Genomic DNA, 16,562 nt, shown 5'->3' with positions numbered 1-16,562 from the left:
CGCCCCGAGCTCGGAAGGGGTGGGGGGCAGGGGTGCTTCGTCAGGCGCTGACGGTCCAGGTGTCGTTGCCGCCCAGGATCGCGTCGAGGTCGTCGCTGCCCTCGGCGGCGGCCACGTCCAGCTGCTCGGACATCATCCGGTCGTAGGTCGGCTTCTGCACCGACCGGAAGACGCCCATGGGCGTGTAGCGGAGGTCCTGGCTGGAGAGCCGGGACAGCGCGTAGGCGTAGGAGGAGTCCTCGCGGTGCGCGTCGTGGACGACGATGTCCGAGGCGTCGACCTGGTTGGTCTCGGCGATGCGCAGCCCACCGAGGTCGTCGCGGACGACGCACGCCGCTCCGTCGGCCCCGAAGACCAGCGGCTCGCCGTGGACGAGCGGGATCGACCACTGGGTGCCGGTCGCCGGGTCCTTGAGCAGGTCGAACGCACCGTCGTTGAAGATGTTGCAGTTCTGGTAGATCTCCACCAGCGCGGTGCCCTGGTGCTCCGCCGCCTGACGGAGCACGTCGGTCAGGCCCTTGCGGTCGGAGTCCATGGCGCGGCCGACGAAGGTCGCCTCGGCGCCGATGGCCAGCGAGACCGGGTTGAACGGGTGGTCCAGCGAGCCCATCGGCGTGGACTTGGTGACCTTGCCGACCTCGGACGTCGGCGAGTACTGGCCCTTGGTGAGCCCGTAGATCCGGTTGTTGAACAGCAGGATCGTGATGTTGACGTTGCGGCGCAGCGCGTGGATCAGGTGGTTGCCGCCGATCGACAGCGAGTCGCCGTCACCGGTCACGACCCAGACCGACAGGTCGGGCCGGGAGACGGCCAGGCCGGTGGCGATCGCCGGGGCGCGGCCGTGGATCGAGTGCATCCCGTAGGTGTTCATGTAGTACGGGAAGCGCGAGGAGCAGCCGATCCCGGACACGATGACCATGTCCTCGCGGGCGATGCCGAGGCTGGGCAGGAAGCTCTGGACCGCGTTGAGGATGACGTAGTCACCGCACCCGGGGCACCAGCGCACCTCCTGGTCGGTCTTGAAGTCCTTGGCCTTGAGAGCGGTCTGCTTCTCGCCCTGGCTGGCGACCGAGGCCGCGACGGCGGCGTCGATCGGGTTGGCCGCGGGCATGCCGAGGTCGTGCACGTGGTCGGTGGTGCTCATTCCCCGCCTCCGGTGGGGTCGGCGGCCAGAGGTGCGCCGCTGGTGGAGTCGATGACGTCCTGGATCACGGCGGCGAGCTCGGCGGCCCGGAAGGGCAGCCCGCGCACCTGCGTGTGGCTCTGGATGTCGACGAGGTACTTCGCCCGCAGCAGCAGGGCGAGCTGCCCGAGGTTCATCTCGGGGCACACGACCCGGTCGTAGCGGGCGAGGACCTCACCGAGGTCGGCCGGGAACGGGTTGAGGTGCCGCAGGTGGATCTGGGCCACCTTGCGACCCGAGCGGCGGACCCGGCGGACGCCGGCGCCGATCGGCCCGTAGGTCGAGCCCCAGCCGATGACCGCGACCCGCGCGTCACCCGTCGGGTCGTCCACGTCGGTGGGCCCGATCGAGGCGGCGATGCCGTCGATCTTCGCCTGCCGGGTGCGGGTCATGAAGTCGTGGTTCTCGGGGTCGTAGGAGATGTTGCCGGTCTTGTCGGCCTTCTCCAGCCCACCGATGCGGTGCTGCATGCCCGCCGTCCCCGGGATGGCCCAGGGGCGGGCCAGCGTCTCCGGGTTCCGCAGGTAGGGGAGGAACTCAGGCGTCCCGTCGGCGGTGCTGCCGTTGGGCTCGGTGGCGAAGTCGACGGCGCCGGTGAGGTCGGGCAGGTCCTCGGACGAGGGGACCTGCCAGGGCTCGGCGCCGTTGGCGAGGTAGCCGTCGGACAGCAGCATCACCGGGGTTCGGTAGGTGATCGCGATCCGCGCCGCCTCGATGGCCGCGTCGAAGCAGTCACCGGGGGAGCGGGGGGCGATGACCGCCAGCGGGGCCTCGCCGTTGCGACCGAACATGGCCTGCAGCAGGTCCGACTGCTCGGTCTTGGTCGGCAGGCCGGTGGACGGCCCACCGCGCTGGACGTCGACGACGACGAGCGGCAGCTCGGTCATGATCGCCAGCGCCAGCGCCTCGGACTTCAGCGAGACCCCGGGCCCGGACGTCGTGGTGACACCCAGCGCTCCGCCGAACGAGGCGCCGATCGCCGACGCGATGCCGGCGATCTCGTCCTCGGCCTGGAAGGTCCGGATGCCGAACGCCTTGTGCTTGGACAGCTCGTGGAGGATGTCCGACGCCGGGGTGATCGGGTAGGCGCCGAGGAACAGCGGCAGGCCGGAGCGCTTGGCGGCCGCGACCAGGCCGAGCGACAGCGCCTGGTTGCCGGAGATGTTGCGGTACTTCCCCGGCGCCATCGGCGCGGGCTTGATCTCGTAGGAGACCGCGAACGCCTCGGTGGTCTCGCCGTAGTTGTAGCCGGCCCGGAAGGCGGCGATGTTGGCCGCGGCGATCTCGGGCTTGCGGCGGAACTGGCGCTCGAGGAAGCGGATGGTGCCCTCGGTCGGCCGGTGGTACATCCACGACAGCAGGCCGAGCGTGAACATGTTCTTGCTCCGCTCGGCCTCCTTCTTGCCGAGACCGGAGTCGGCCAGCGCGTCCAGCGTCATGCTGGTCAGCGGCACGCTGACGGTCTGCCAGCCCTCGAGCGACCCGTCCTCGATCGGGTTGGTCGCGTAACCGACCTTCGCGAGGTTGCGGGGGGTGAACTCGTCGGCGTCGAGGATGAGCAGGCCACCGCCGGGCAGGTCGGCCAGGTTGGCCTTGAGCGCCGCCGGGTTCATCGCCACGAGGACGTCGGGGGCGTCACCCGGCGTCATGATGTCGTGGTCGGCGAAGTGCAGCTGGAAGGAGCTGACGCCCGGCAGGGTCCCCGTGGGGGCCCGGATCTCGGCGGGGAAGTTGGGCAGCGTCGACAGGTCGTTGCCGAAGGACGCGGTCTCGCTGGTGAAGCGGTTGCCGGTCAGCTGCATCCCGTCGCCGGAGTCGCCGGCGAGCCGGATCACCACGCGGTCGAGTTCGACGACGCTCTTCACGAGTCCGCCGGGGGCCGAGCTGCCCGCCGTCACAGCCGGGTCGGTCGCAGTCATCAGTGGTCTACCTCCACCGGGCGAGGTTACGTGGACGTGACGAACAGGGGGTGTGGAATCGCACACTCCTACCGCCCTGTCGCGTATGACGAGATCCTGTCACGTACTGCGAGATGGCGGGGCGGTTTCGCGCGCGGTCCGTCTGGAAACGGCGGCCCGGGGCCGTCGCATTCCCGACCCCCCGGGGGAACCCGGGAACGGCGCCCCCACCGGCCACGTTGAGCCGGTCGTGCACCGCTGGAACAACGCGCTGAAGACGGCCCTGCTGCTGGGCCTCATGGGCGGGCTCATCCTCGTCGCCGGCGCGCTCATCGGCGGCCGGGGCGGGCTGTTCGTCGCCCTGCTGATCGCGCTGGCCGTGAACGGTTACGCCTACTTCAACTCCGACAAGCTCGCGCTGCGCTCGATGCGGGCCTTCCCCGTGACCGAGACGCAGGCGCCGCAGCTCTACGCGATGGTCCGCGACCTCGCGACCGAGGCCCGCCAGCCCATGCCCCGGCTGTACGTCAGCCCCACCGACCAGCCGAACGCGTTCGCCACCGGGCGCAACCCGCGCAACGCCGCGGTCTGCTGCACCCAGGGCATCCTCGAGCTGCTCGACCGGCGGGAGCTGCGCGGGGTGCTCGCCCACGAGCTCTCCCACGTCTACAACCGCGACATCCTGATCAGCTCGGTGGCCGGCGCCATGGCCACGGTGATCACCTACCTGGCGCACATGGCGATGTTCGCGTCGCTGTTCGGTGGCCGGTCCGAGGACGACCGGGGCGGCGGCAACGCCCTCGGCGGTCTGCTGCTGGTGTTCCTCGGCCCGGTGGCCGCCGGGCTCGTGCAGATGGCGGTCAGCCGCAGCCGCGAGTACCAGGCCGACGCCACCGGGGCGCAGCTGTCGCAGGACCCGCTCGCCCTCGCCTCGGCGCTGCGGAAGATCGAGCGGGGCGCCGGCGCGCGGCCGCTGCCGCAGGACGACCGGCTGGTGACCCAGAGCCACCTGATGATCGCCAACCCGTTCCGCGGCCAGGGCCTGGCGTCGATGTTCTCCACCCACCCCCCGATGGCCGAGCGCATCGCCCGGCTCGAGCAGATGGCGCGGGAGCAGGGCCAGGGGTAGCCGCCTAACCTCCCGACGCAGACGACGGGAGGAGTGCTGTGCGGTACGTGGCGGTGGGGGACAGCTTCACGGAGGGCGTCGGCGACGAGCTGCCCGACGGCGGTGTCCGGGGATGGGCGGACCTGGTCGCGGGCGGGCTCGCCGCCGCGTCGGGGGAGGCGGTCGAGTACGCCAACCTCGCCGTCCGCGGGCGGCTGCTCGGGCCGATCGTCACCGAGCAGGTCCCCGCGGCGCTGGCGCTGGACCCCGCGCCCACGCTGCTGACCTTCAACGGCGGCGGCAACGACCTCATGCGGCCCGGGGTCGACCCGGGGCGGCTGATGGAGCTCACCGAGGAGGCGGTCCGCCGGGTGGTGGACGCCGGCGTCCGGCTGGTGCTCATCAGCGGCGCGGACCCCTCGGACCGGCTCCCCTTCGGCCGGACCGTACGCCGGCGGGCCGCCCGGCTGACCGACGACCTCGAGCAGCTGGCGGCCCGGTACGAGGTGACGTTCGTGAACGCCTTCGCCGACACCGAGCTGCACCGGGCCGACTACTGGTCCCCCGACCGGCTGCACCTCGGGCCGCCCGGACACCGCCGGGTGGCCTCCCTGGTGCTGGCCGCGCTCGGGCACGACGTGGCCGCCGCGGCGGTCGACCCCGGCCCCGAGCCGCGCCGGCGGGTGCTGGCCGAGGCCAGGTACTACCGCGAGCACGTGCTCCCGTGGGTGGGCCGGCACCTGCGCGGCCGGTCCTCCGGGGACGCGCGCACCGGCAAGCACCGGGACTGGGTGCCGGTCACGCCGGTGCCGGCCGGCGCCGCGCCGCTGGCCTGACCGGGCGGGCGCCCCGGCCGGGGCGCCCGCCGGCCGGCGACTCAGCGGTAGTTGTCGAATTGATCAGTGGTCGTTGGTTGCCTATGGCAATCACCGCCTTCGGGCCTTGACCAGCGCATATGTCGTTGGGAACAGTCGATGGATGTCGGTCGGGACTGGCTGAATTGCGGACTTTCTGCGGACTCTGCGGACTGTGTGCGGACTGAACGAGGGTTAACCGTCCCCGGATTGGCGGCGGACAGGCCGGCTCGTGAGGGCGACGGCGGCCCGGGACTCGCCTCCTAGCATCGGGTGGGTGGATGCAGAGCGAGCCTCGTTCCTGGCCGCGGCGGACGCGCGGGACTCGGACGAGGGCCCGGGGCCGGCGGCGCTCCGGTCGTTCCTTGACGACATGCTGGCCCGGCAGGTGGCCGAGGACGACCCGCCGGAGGTGTGGGCGACCGTCCGTCGGTTGCTCGGCTCCGGGATGGGCTCGTCGGAGGTGCACCGTCAGCTTCGGTTGGCGCTGAGCGCTGAGGTTCTCGCCGCGGTCGGCGACGACGCCGAGTTCGATCGGCAGAGCTACGTCGCGGCACTCGGACGCTTGCCGCTTCCGTCCGGCGCACGGGTGGAGGCGGCGATCATCGAGGTGGTGGGGGAGCGGCAGCCGGTCGCTGCCGACGAGGTCGACCGGATGGTCGCTGAGCGGCTGGGGCTGTCTGTCGACGATCCGCTGACTGAGACCTTGTTGGACCGCGTCAGCGACCACCTCCTCGACGAGGACGGGCCGGTAGCGCTGCTGGCCGGTGACCTCATGGTGCATGTCCCGTCGCTGGTGGAGAATGTCGTGCTCACCCACCGGCTGACCGAGGACGAGCAACGCACCGGAGTGCTGGCCGCCGCCGATCTGCCGGGCCTGGACCGGCTCAGGCCGCTGCAGCTGGACGGGTCGCGAGTGCACGACTACCGGGGTGAGGACGGCATCCGGCGGTGGTGGGGCCCGGAGGGCTGGCTGGCAGCGGCGGCGCCAGGTTCGCTGCTCGCGGTGCAGGTGCGGTCCGACGGAGCGGTCGAGCGGACCGTGCTCACCGAGCAACCCGAGGCCGAACCAGCGTTGGTGGCAGCCATCCGTGCCGCGTACGACGCGACCGTCGAGGAGCCGTGGCTGCCGGTTGCTTTCGAGGAGCTGCTCCTGGCGGTGCTCGCCGCCGACCGGGGCGCGTTCACCCGCCCGGCGCCGCCGCTGTCCGAGCTGGCCGCCGCCGCGGGGCTGGAGCAGCGAGGGGACTACCTCGCCCACGAGGAGTCGGTGTGGGAGCAGGCCCGCCTCGCCGATCGGTCCCGGCGGGTGTTCGACCGGCTGGGCACCGGAGCGATGGCGCTGTCCGCGCTGCGGGCGCTGACTCTCATCGACACCGGGCTGCCTGACGCGTCGGCGGCGCACGAGCTGCTGGAGCTGCTGTACGACCTCGCGGTCCTCGAGGTGGTCGCCGACGAGCTGTTCGGCACGGACGACGACCCGATGCGGGTCGCTGAGTGCGCGGCGCTGGCCGGGCGGCTGACGGCTCGAGCGTCACGGCCGCGGGAGCGGGCGGTGGCGCACTGGCTGGCCGCGGTGGCCGCAGAGCGGAGGGGGGCGGTCGAGGAGGCGGAGTCGCTGCTGCGGTCGGCGGTGCGGGCCGACCCCGGGTGGCCGGCCGCGGAAGACCGGCTGGCCTGGTACGAGTTCGACCGTGGCCATGCCGCGGCCGCAGCCGCCGGCTGGCGGCGTCTCGGGCTCACTGCTGAGGACAGCGCGGACCTGGCCATGGCGGAGCAGTTCGAGACGCCGGCCGACGACATCCCGAGGCTGGGTCGCAACGAGCCCTGCTGGTGCGGGTCGGGACGCAAGTACAAGCACTGCCACCTGGGCCGGCCCGCCGAGTTGCCGCCGCTGCCCGAACGGACCAGCTGGCTGCGCCGCAAGACGCTGGCCTATCTGCAGCGCCGCGGCGGAGCGGTTGAGTCGGTCATCGCCGACCATGCGCTCACATTGCTCGGGGACGCAGCCGACGATGAGGAAGCCTTTGAGTCGGCGATGTTCGACCCACTGGTCATCGACGTGGTACTGCACGAGGACGGCTGGCTGCAGCGCTTCCTCACCGACCGCGGTCGGCTGTTGCCCGACGACGAGGCGATGCTGATCTCGGCATGGCTGCTCTGCGAGCGCACCGTGGTCGAAGTGCTCGACGCCGTCCCGGGCCGCGAGGTGACCGTCCGCGACTTGCGCACGGGCGATCGCATCGCGGTCCGTGAACACACCTTCAGCGAGGCGGCCGAGCCCGGTCAGCTGTTGTGCGTGCGCATGGTGCCCGACGGGCAGACCCACCAGTGCGTCGGCGCGGCCTTCCGGGTGGCCCCGGGTACAGAAGCCGGACTACTGGAGGTGCTCGACGAGCACGACGGGTACGAGCTGCTCAGTTGTGTGGCCGCGTTGTTGCGCCCGCCGACGTTGACGACGCGCGACGGTGATCCGCTGGCCGACTGCCGTGCCGAGCTCCGGGTGCCCGACCTGCGGGCCGCGCGGTCCGCGCTCAATGAGCGCTACGAGTCGGACGGCGACGGCTGGGTGTCTCTGTTCGCGTCCGAGGACGACCCTGAGGGAGTGGAGCGGTCGGTCCGGGCCTGGGTGCAGCTGAACGGGGACACGCTCAGCGTGCACACCATGTCCGAGTCGCGGCTGGACGCCGTCCTTGCCGACCTGCGTGCCGCGCTTCCTGACCTGCAGCTGCTGAGCGAGCAGCGCCAACCACTGCGGCAGAGCGACTCCCCATCATCGAACTTCTCTGCAGCAGCGACGTCACCCGCCCAGGTGCCGGCGGAGGCGCTGCTTGAGCTGCTCGACCGGCATGAGCGCCGTTGGTGCGACGAGCAGGTGCCGGCGCTGGGTGGCCTGACCCCGCGGCAGGCCGCCGCCGACCCCACTCGTCGGGACGAACTCGCCCGGCTGATCGCCGGCTTCCCCGAGATCGACCCGGCCAGCGGGGCCTTCGGTCTTCGCCCGGCCCGACTTCGACAGCTGCTCGGACTGGCTGACGGCTGACCACCGCGGTGTGCGCCGGGTCTGTGGCCGTGGGGATCGCTCGCCGCTATGGACTGACGGTGCGGGGACGCGTGTTGCGTGTGCGGTGGGCGTCGCCGCGTGGGACGCCGCTATGCAGCCGGATCACGCGCGGCCGGCTGATCGGCGAGAAGCTTGCCGGAGGGGACGTTGCGATCGTCGCTGCAGCGGCGACCGGCGTCGCTGGTCCTGTGGGCGGGCATCCGGTGCTGCACGTTGGAGCGGCCGGCCGACCCGTTCGGGATCGTCGGTGATGGCAGAAAGCGCCAGCATGTGCCGATGGTTGAGTCCAGGATGTGACAGCGGCTGCGGTCGGCCACGTCCGTCGCCGGTCAAGAACTAACGAGACGCCGGCCGCGGTGGGTCACACTCTGGTCACGCGCGTCCCCATCCGCCCCGCAGTGGGTGTCGGATACGTAACCGGACGGTCCGGTGGCGTTACGTTGCCGCCGCAGTCAGCGCCGCTGGGGCGCTGCGGTCGCCGGAAGGTGTGGCCGCGGCCACCGCGGCTCCGCCGCATGACGAGCCGCCCCAGCCCACGCTGCCGCCCGAGGGGACGACGCTGCCCGTTCCGTCCTCGAACGTGCACGTGACCGTCCCCGAGCTGGACGTGGATCTGCCGGTGCTGCCGCACACCCCGCGCGGCGGCGTCATCAACCCGCCGACGCTCACGGCGGCCTACTGGATCCAGCCCTACGGCGAGCCGGTCGGCACGCCGGAGCAGGCCGACAACACGCTCTATCTGGCCGCTCACTCCACCGGCACCGGCGAATACGGCTTCGACCCGCTGATGGAGACCGACGGTGGAGGCAGCACCCTCGGTCCCGGCGATGTCATCGAGGTCAGCACTCCGCAGGGCACGGTGCGCTACACCGTCGAACGCAGCCAGCGGTACGCCAAGGGCGAGTTGGACGACGCCACCGAGGTGTGGGAGGTCGCACCCGGGCGGCTGATCCTCATCACCTGTTTCCAGCGCGGCGGAGGCCGGGCGTCCACCGAGAACCTCGTGATCTTCGCTGAGTTTTGATCACGTGGTTAGTACTGGTAGCGGTCGATCGGCGAGCTGTCGGCCCAAACGTGGTTCATCCGGTCGGCGGTGCGGGCATAGGCGATCTCCTCGGCGTCGTCGAGCACACAATCGGCGCAGGGCGAGATGGCCCGCAACCGGGCGGTGAGCAGTCGGGTGTCGTCGGTAGAGGAGAGGTCGAGCAGGCCGACCAGCCGTCCGAGGGACGAGGCCAGGTGGGTGCGGTCGGCCCGGCGGTAGCCGTCGCCGAGCTGCTCGGCGTGGGCGTCTATCAGCTCGGCGATGTCAGCGTCCAGACCGGGGCGGCCGAGGGCGGCGGCGGTCGCGCGCAGGACGTTGATGTCGGCGGCGGACAGGGTGAGCACGGTCATCGGCGCGTGCTCGTAGCGGCCGTCCGGGGCGAGCAGCCGACCGCATACGGGTCCCTGGGACTGGGTGGGCGCCAAGGCGGCGAGCAGTCGTTGAGTGACGGCAAGGGCGACCCGGTCGGCCAGCGGCGCCGGCAATCGTAGAGGTTCGGTGTCGGCGCGCGGTTCCTGCCGGTCGTCGTCCTCCCAGCTGCCGAGGCACAACAGGATTTCCTCCAGGGCGCGCAGCGGCGCCAGCGGCTCGCCGTCGAGGTCGACGACGAGCACGGTGCGCTGCCTCGGCGGCGTTTCCTCGCTTGGGCCGGGGTGGCCCGTCGCCTGCTCAGTTACGGGCGGGCCACCGTTCGGTGGCCGACCGGCCGGTCATGCCGGTGGCCCGGCCGATGTCGGCCCACGTCGCTCCGGCGGCGAGTGCGGCGCGCACCGCGCGGTCCAGCGCGCGGGCGGCGGCGGCCTGCCGGGCAGTGGCCGCCTCGATGTCCTCGAGGGTCTGCCATGCGGCGATGTGCCGGCCCCATTCGGCCATTACCCCGTCCTCGTCGGCGGCCTCCAGATCAGCCCACCGGCCGGCGGTGGCCAGCCGCCGTGCCCCCACCCAGCCCTCGTGCTCCTGTCCGTCGGCGACCGGGCCCATCCATCCCTTCGCCCCTCCTCTCGATCCCTATGGGCAGCGTCGCCGTTTCGGTGCTGCCGCAGGACTGTCCCGGCCGGTTCGCTGGACGGCCGTCGTTGTCCACAGACGGGGCTGGCCGCGAGGCCTCGCCGTGTGCCCGGGGTCGGAAGCGGCTTGGCGTCCCGTCGAGCCGTTTTCCGGAGGCGGGGGCTATCGGCGGGGGGACTGGTTGGCTTGTGCGTCGATCCAGGTGCGCAGGTCGGCGCGGCGATAGAGAACGCGCCGGCCGAGCCGGAAGCTGGTCGGGCCGGTGCCGAGGTGCCGCCAGTACCGGAGGGTGGCGACGGGCGCGCGGAGCGCGCCCGCGGCCTCGGTGATGGTGAGCAACTCGGGTTCGTGGTCGGCGGTGGACGGGCATGGCTGGCTCCCGGGGGTCGTCGGTGGCGGGTGCCGTCACCACAGAAGGCGCCATCTCGGGCCCGGTGGTGACAGTGCACAGCCAGCGTTGTCTGACGGTCTCCAGTTGGTCTCCTGTAGAGCGGCCGCCGCTGGCGCGTCACCTGCCAGCGATGGAGGCCCTTCTTCTGCCGACGCCGGGCGGCGCCGGGACCGCCGGTGGACAACCCCCGGTCCTGGGTCTGGGTTCGACCCGTCGCGATCAGAGGCCGCCTCCCGGGACCGCCTGCAATTCGTCTCCGGCCGATGCCCGGGTGCCCGCCGCGACGCTGTCGCTGACCAACCCGCGCCACCCGCGCTTCTGCGGCACGTTCTCCGATAGGCCAGCGACGGTCGAGGGGTCCGTCTCCCGACCGGTCCCGGAGGAGCACTGGAGGTCCGCTCCGACCTGGGGCTCCTCCAGTTGTCCTCCCGTTGTCCTCCAGTCAGCCGGGGAAGGCCGCGAGCATCGGGGCCTGCTGCGCAAGTGGTCCTGGGGACAACCGCTCCGCGTCCACCACATCCAGACGCACGCCCACGGGCGAGCACCGGCCTGGACACGCTCGGCCCATGGCGGTCGACATCGCATTCAGGGCACGGCGAGTCCACGGAGCCCGTGGTCGGTCCGGCAGGGCACCTCGGGACGTGTCGGGTGACCGAGGCGGCCTGACCGGTGAGCGCGCCAGTTAGATCGCCGTTGCGCCGCGGTCGCGAGGGCAGGCCACGAGCACCCTTCGGGCCACGCTGCGCGCGGCGCCGGCTGCGCCATCGCCAAGGTCCGCCTGCGGCAGGCTGTGCTTGCTGGTCCCCCGACCCGTCCGGCAGCTCAGCGTAGGGGCCTTCCGCGCCGTCTCCTCCCGACCGGACCAAGATCCTTCCGCCCTTCGGGCGCTGCGCTGCGGAAGCAGTCTTGGTCCGGTCGTCCCCCGCCGTCGCTCCCGGCCCCTGAGCAGAGCCCTAGGCCGGACGGGCCGGGGAATGGGTGGCGGGGCACCTGTTCCGTAGTTCCTCCCGTACCGGTGTCGGCTCCAGTTCCGGGAGGGTCCAGATGACCAGCACCAGCAGTCTTCGCACCCCCGCGGGGGCCGTCACGCCGGGGCGGAGGGCTGGTACGGCCGGCTGGCCGGCGGCGGGGCTCCCGTGAGGCCCCACCGCTGGCGCGTCGAGGCCAACCGTCAGCAAGCTGCCGGCGGGCCTGCCGGCCCGAGGCGCTCACCAGACCCGCGACCGCTGCCCGACCGCCGTCACCGGCCGCGCGTGTCGGACCCCAACGGCACACTCAGCCCCGACCCCGCCAGCCGGGACAGGGAGAACTTAGTGATCTTCGAACCGAGAGCCGCCGATCTCTGCTGGTCGACGTGGAGAACGCCTGCTGCGCGCTGCCCTGGGCGACTACTCCGATGAGGCCGCGGTCCTCCTGCTGATTACGGCCGGCCACCGGCTGCCGCAGCTGCAGCACGCCGGGCTGATCACCGTCGACGGAGACGTGGAAGGGGAGGGGCTGTGGGTCCACGTCGCCCGGCCAGACCTCGATGGGCCCTGCGCATCGGCACGATCATCGGCAGGAGCAGTGACGAACAGGTCCTGCGGGCGGCCGCCAGCATCGCCGACGGTCGCCCCCGTAGACCTCGTGGCCGGCCTTGACCGCCTCGGCCTCATCCTCGTGCAACTGTCGCGCATGCACTCGACGCGGCCGAGGTGCACCCAGTTCACATCACTCCAGGATTGCCCTGGTGACGGCTGCCTGTTCGGTCAGCACGCCACCGATCACGCTCTGTGTCTCGTTGATCCGCTCAACCGCCTTTCCGATCTCGGCCAGCGCGGTCGTGACCAGGTCGACTTGCGACTGGATCGCCTTGATCTTGGCCTCGACCTCGGTCGTCGCGGTCGCGGTCTCGTTGGCCAGTTCCTTCACCTCGTTGGCCACGACAGCGAAGCCACGACCGGCCTCACCGGCACGGGCAGCCTCGATGGTGGCGTTGAGCGCCAGCAGGTTGGTCTGTGCCGCGATGCCGTTGATGACCTTGACGACCTTGCCGATCTCCGCGCTGGACTTCCCGAGGCTGGCCACCACTTGATTGGCCTCCTCGGTCAACCGGTGACCGTCACTGGCCACGGTCGTCGCTGACAGCACGTTGCGCTCCACCTCCTCGATCGAGGTGACCAGCTCGCGGCCGGCTGTCTCCAGCCGCTGCGTGGCCGCGAACCGCTCCAGTGCCTGTCCCAGCAGGAACGCGGTGTTGCGCAGCGCGTCCTCCCGTCCTGCCGACAGGGTCAGCGTCGTCGTGGCGAAGAAGTCCATCGTGCCCACGACCGCTCCGCCGACCATCACCGGCAGGCAGACACCGGACTTGACCCCGACGCGCTGCGCCGCCGGCGCGCGCACGCAATCGGTCACCTCGGCGAGGTCGGGCACGAACACCAGATCCCGCGCCCGCCACGCCCGGCCGGACAGCCCCACGCCCTCGCGGAACGTCGCCGCGAGGGTGACCTGGCGGAACTCCTTCCCGGCGTCACCGGATTCCTGTGCGAAGCGCAGCGCGCCCAGGGTGTCGTCGATGCGCCAGTAGGAGCCGTAGGCCCAGCCGAACCCGGTCCGAATGGTCTCCAACGCCCGCCCGAGCGCATACTCCTGCGTCGGCGCGACGGCGACCTCCCGCAGGACGCGGTTCACCGCCGCCATGTCCTGCGCCGCCTCCGCCTGGCGCTCGCCCACAGCGAGCCGCTCCAGCGCTTGGGACACCAGCACACCGATGCTGCGCAGTGTGTCCATCCGCTGGGCGGACAGGTCCAGCGTCTCGGTGGCGAAGAAGTCCATCGTCCCGGTGACCTCGCCAGCCTCCAGCAAAAGGGAAGCAGATGCCGCTGCGCACCCCGACCCGCTGGGCCACCGGCGCGCGCACACAGTCACCGACCTCGCCCAAGTCGGACACGAAGACCAGATCCCGCGCCCGCCACGCCCGACCGGACAACCCCACGCCCTCGCGGAACGAGGCGGCCAGGGATCGGCGCGAGCGCCGCGGCGCTGCGCCCGTACGCGGTCGAGGGCGGCCCGCGGGTCACCTGATCCCCCGGTGTCGGGCCTACCGAGTAGTCGAATGTTCGCTCGGTGCGCTTCCACGCCCGTCAGCGAAGCCCACGCTGCTTCGGAGTGCCTTCTTGGAAGTGCCTGACTCAAGTAGGTCACCGCCGTGCCGACTTGTCCCCTGCAGGCAGCTTCGGGATTCTAAATCTCGAACGGTCGCTATGGCGTCCCGGGCCGTTCGTGCCTACGCTTCGCACACCCACGGGGGCGCATATCCGGTTACCTGCAGGTTCGCACCACCGGAGACGGCCATGCCTCGACGTTCACCGAGCGACTCGGTGTCCGAGTCCGGCTGGCACTGGCGGGACGACGCGCTGTGTGCAGAGACCGATCCCGCAGCGTTCTTTCCTGAGAAGGGCGGGTCGACGCGGGAGGCGAAGTCGGTGTGCGGGGCGTGCACCGTGAGGCCCGAGTGTCTGGACTTTGCGCTCACCCACGACGAACGGTTCGGGGTGTGGGGTGGGCTGTCTGACCGAGAGCGTCGCCGATACGCCAATCGCGCTCACGAAGCTTGACCGTCCTGCCGAAGCCGGCTCGGTGAGCCGATGGGTGGGTCGGGCAGTGACGCGTACAGGGACGCCAGAACCATGCGACGGTCGTGGCGCTATTCGCCGGTCAGGCGGCCTGCGCGGAAGTCGCCGAGAGCGCTGCTGCCAGTGCCCGCCTTCGTCCCGGGCTGACGCGTGCCGCCCTTCGCGTGGCGTGGCCGACTCTCAACTGCCGGACGGTCGCCCGACCGCGCGACCGGCAGCCTCCTCCTCGTGCAGCTAACCCTCCCACGCTGGCCCGTGGCTCCAGAGGGTGCCATTGCCGGGGCTTTCGCCGCCGTCGCAACTCTTGCTGCCCGTTGGCCGCGGCTGCCCCTGCTGTCACGCCGGGGGACTTGACCCGTTCCACTCTTCGGCTCCCTCCGCCGATACAGCGAGCGCCGTGGCGGCAGCAAGCGGGTGAGAGTCACCCGCGATGCCGTCTCCGCTTCGAGGAGTGCGAGATATGGACAGTAAGTCAATCGATGGTGGTGCCGAGAGATCGCGCGTCGGCGTCCTGTGGGCCGATCGGGGCGTCAAGGTCAAAATCCTGGCCGCCGTCGCCGTCGCCGCCGTCGTGGCGGCAGGCATCGGCGTGCTGGGCCTGGTGAGCCTGAGCACTGCCGCTGACCGAACCCAGTCGCTGTATGACACCAACTTGCAGGGTGTGGTCAAGGTGACGGCGATGCGTGGAGCGATGAAGGACCTGCGGATCGCGAACCGGGACCTGATCCTCGCCGTCGACCAGTCAGCGGTGCAGTCAGCACTGGCGGCCAAGGACGACGCCCAGGCGCTGTTCACCGCCGGCGCGGAGACCTTCGCCGCCACGAACCCGCCCGCCGACGAGGCAGAGCTCATCGCCGGCGCCGAGGAGGCCTTCACCGGCTACGTACAGCAGAGCGACACGGTGCTGCGCCCGCTGGCGCTGGCGAAGAACTTCACCGCCTGGAGCGCTGCGGCTGCTGCGGCCGCTCCACTGCTGGCCGAGGCCGAACTGAACATCAACACCCTGATCGACATCGAGTCCGAGCACGCCGCCGACGCAGCCGCAGCGGCGCAGGCCGACGCCGCCAGCCAGCGAACTCTGTCCCTCGTGGTGCTCGCCGTCGGCATCGCCGTCGCCGCCGGCGTCGGACTCGCGGTGGCCATCGCCCTAGCCCGCGGTGTCCGCCGCGTGCAAACCGTGGCCGAGGCCCTGGCGACCGGTGATCTGACCCAGACTGCCGGCTTGACGTCCCGCGACGAACTCGGCCAGATGGCGGCGGCACTGGACACTGCCGTGGAGAACCTGCGGTCGGTCATGTCCGGTGTCGTCGGACTGGGAGACGCCGTCGGGGCCTCGGCGGAGGAGCTGAGCGCCTCCTCGGCTCAGATCTCCGCCGCGGCAGAAGAGACCAGCGCGCAATCCGGTGTCGTGGCCTCGGCTGCGGAAGAGGTGTCCCGCAGTGTGCAGACGGTGTCCGCAGGCGCCGAGCAGATGGGCGCCTCCATTCGGGAGATCGCACAGAACGCCAACGAGGCGGCCCGCGTGGCCGCGTCCGCGGTCAGCGAGGCCGACGCGGCGAACACCACCGTTGTCCGGCTGGGGGAGTCCTCCAAGGAGATCGGCAACGTCGTCAAGGTGATCACCTCGATCGCCGAGCAGACCAACCTGCTGGCGCTCAACGCCACGATCGAGGCCGCGCGCGCCGGGGAGGCGGGCAAGGGCTTCGCCGTCGTGGCCAACGAGGTCAAGGAGCTGGCGCAGGAGACCGCGCGGGCGACTGAGGACATCGCCCGGCGGGTCGAGGCCATCCAGGGCGACACGTCCGGCGCGGTCGACGCCATCGGCAAGATCGGAACCATCATCGCCCAGATCAACGACTTCCAGCTGACTATCGCCTCGGCGGTGGAGGAGCAGACCGCGACGACGCAGGAGATGTCCCGATCGGTCAGCGAGGCAGCGTCCAGTTCCAGTCAGATCGCCGACAACATCAACGGCGTCTCCACCGCCGCCGACTCCACCACCCAGGCGTTGGGGCAGGCTCGAATCGCTGTCGACGAACTGGCCCGCATGGCTGCCGAGCTGCGCACCAGCGTCGCCCGCTTCACCTACTGACCACGCGCGGCGCGGCGTGAGGCGCCAGGAGGGTCTGCACCTCACGCCGCGTCGCGCTCGGCCCCGCCCGAACACCGAAGGACTGATGATGCAACGAGACAAGCGCGCGATGAGCCCCGATGAGATCCCGCGAGCCAGTCGCGGAAGTCAGCTGGCGGCAGCCTTCATGCTCGCTCACCTAAGCCTCGATCCACCGACGGACCTGGGCGCGCCCGGTGAGGTCCGGCGGAGTGGCCGCGGTGGTGCCGGGGCGTGAGGAAGTCGCCGGTCTGCCCGGCTTTCCACGGAGTCCTCGGTCGTCGGGG

At 71.5% G+C, this 16,562-nt stretch carries 12 protein-coding genes; 6 read left to right on the top strand and 6 right to left on the bottom strand.

The features are described 5' to 3' along the window. Positions 1-40: 40 nt before the first annotated feature. Together DQ240_RS18620 and DQ240_RS18615 are read right to left on the bottom strand one after the other, a co-directional pair. Complete coding sequence (locus DQ240_RS18620) at positions 41-1,144, bottom strand: 2-oxoacid:ferredoxin oxidoreductase subunit beta (protein ID WP_113841192.1); 1,104 nt, start codon at positions 1,142-1,144, stop codon at positions 41-43. After that, positions 1,141-3,102, bottom strand: a complete 1,962-nt coding sequence (locus tag DQ240_RS18615) for a 2-oxoacid:acceptor oxidoreductase subunit alpha (RefSeq protein WP_113841190.1) — start codon at positions 3,100-3,102, stop codon at positions 1,141-1,143. Before DQ240_RS18615 ends, DQ240_RS18620 begins: the two co-directional genes overlap by 4 nt. Before the next feature lie 229 nt (positions 3,103-3,331). Between DQ240_RS18615 and htpX the strand changes: the two genes are divergently transcribed. The 4 genes from htpX to DQ240_RS18595 all read left to right on the top strand — a co-directional run bounded on the left by htpX (position 3,332) and on the right by DQ240_RS18595 (position 9,131). Beyond that, a complete protein-coding gene (htpX, locus tag DQ240_RS18610; protein ID WP_113841188.1) occupies positions 3,332-4,210 on the top strand; it encodes a zinc metalloprotease HtpX in 879 nt (292 codons plus the stop codon). Between the two features lie 38 nt (positions 4,211-4,248). Beyond that, the gene (locus DQ240_RS18605) at positions 4,249-5,025 is read left to right on the top strand and encodes an SGNH/GDSL hydrolase family protein (protein ID WP_113841186.1); all 777 of its coding nucleotides are present in this window, start codon (positions 4,249-4,251) and stop codon (positions 5,023-5,025) included. A gap of 295 nt (positions 5,026-5,320) precedes the next feature. Further along, entirely contained in the window at positions 5,321-8,086 is a 2,766-nt protein-coding gene (locus tag DQ240_RS18600) for an SEC-C domain-containing protein (protein WP_147262035.1), read from the top strand. Between the two features lie 607 nt (positions 8,087-8,693). Next, positions 8,694-9,131, top strand: a complete 438-nt coding sequence (locus DQ240_RS18595) for a class F sortase (RefSeq protein WP_233498816.1) — start codon at positions 8,694-8,696, stop codon at positions 9,129-9,131. A gap of 8 nt (positions 9,132-9,139) precedes the next feature. Here the strand turns inward: DQ240_RS18595 and DQ240_RS18590 are convergent, their stop codons facing one another. From DQ240_RS18590 to DQ240_RS18570, 4 genes are all read right to left on the bottom strand, one after another. Further along, positions 9,140-9,766 (bottom strand): LuxR family transcriptional regulator, encoded by a 627-nt coding sequence (locus DQ240_RS18590; protein WP_113841180.1) that lies wholly within the window; start codon positions 9,764-9,766, stop codon positions 9,140-9,142. Between the two features lie 55 nt (positions 9,767-9,821). Continuing rightward, entirely contained in the window at positions 9,822-10,133 is a 312-nt protein-coding gene (locus DQ240_RS18585; RefSeq protein ID WP_233498815.1) for a hypothetical protein, read from the bottom strand. 189 nt (positions 10,134-10,322) lie between these two features. Continuing rightward, positions 10,323-10,499, bottom strand: coding sequence for an AlpA family transcriptional regulator (locus DQ240_RS18580; protein ID WP_113841178.1), 177 nt, complete (start codon positions 10,497-10,499; stop codon positions 10,323-10,325). 1,762 nt (positions 10,500-12,261) lie between these two features. Continuing rightward, a complete protein-coding gene (locus DQ240_RS18570; protein ID WP_158548805.1) occupies positions 12,262-13,365 on the bottom strand; it encodes a methyl-accepting chemotaxis protein in 1,104 nt (367 codons plus the stop codon). A gap of 518 nt (positions 13,366-13,883) precedes the next feature. On the opposite strand from DQ240_RS18570, the gene DQ240_RS18565 reads away from it, so the two are divergent. After that, a complete protein-coding gene (locus DQ240_RS18565) occupies positions 13,884-14,147 on the top strand; it encodes a WhiB family transcriptional regulator (protein WP_199589396.1) in 264 nt (87 codons plus the stop codon). Between the two features lie 478 nt (positions 14,148-14,625). After that, positions 14,626-16,257: a methyl-accepting chemotaxis protein gene (locus DQ240_RS18560; protein ID WP_113841174.1), complete on the top strand. Its 1,632-nt coding sequence runs from the start codon at positions 14,626-14,628 to the stop codon at positions 16,255-16,257. Positions 16,258-16,562 lie beyond the last annotated feature (305 nt).

The sequence above is a fragment of the Blastococcus sp. TF02A-26 genome, assembly GCF_003319125.1.
Taxonomy (GTDB): Bacteria; Actinomycetota; Actinomycetes; order Mycobacteriales; family Geodermatophilaceae; genus Trujillonella.
The sequence above is the reverse complement of the archived record's forward strand: the minus strand, read 5'-3'. Positions and strand labels throughout refer to the sequence as shown.

Coding starts and splice junctions, on each gene's coding strand:
- DQ240_RS18620 (WP_113841192.1), bottom strand. CDS start 1,144: ATGAGCACCACCGACCACGTGCACGACCTCGGCATGCCCGCGGCCAAC.
- DQ240_RS18565 (WP_199589396.1), top strand. CDS start 13,884: ATGCCTCGACGTTCACCGAGCGACTCGGTGTCCGAGTCCGGCTGGCAC.
- DQ240_RS18560 (WP_113841174.1), top strand. CDS start 14,626: ATGGACAGTAAGTCAATCGATGGTGGTGCCGAGAGATCGCGCGTCGGC.
- DQ240_RS18585 (WP_233498815.1), bottom strand. CDS start 10,133: ATGGGCCCGGTCGCCGACGGACAGGAGCACGAGGGCTGGGTGGGGGCA.
- DQ240_RS18615 (WP_113841190.1), bottom strand. CDS start 3,102: ATGACTGCGACCGACCCGGCTGTGACGGCGGGCAGCTCGGCCCCCGGC.
- DQ240_RS18570 (WP_158548805.1), bottom strand. CDS start 13,365: ATGGACTTCTTCGCCACCGAGACGCTGGACCTGTCCGCCCAGCGGATG.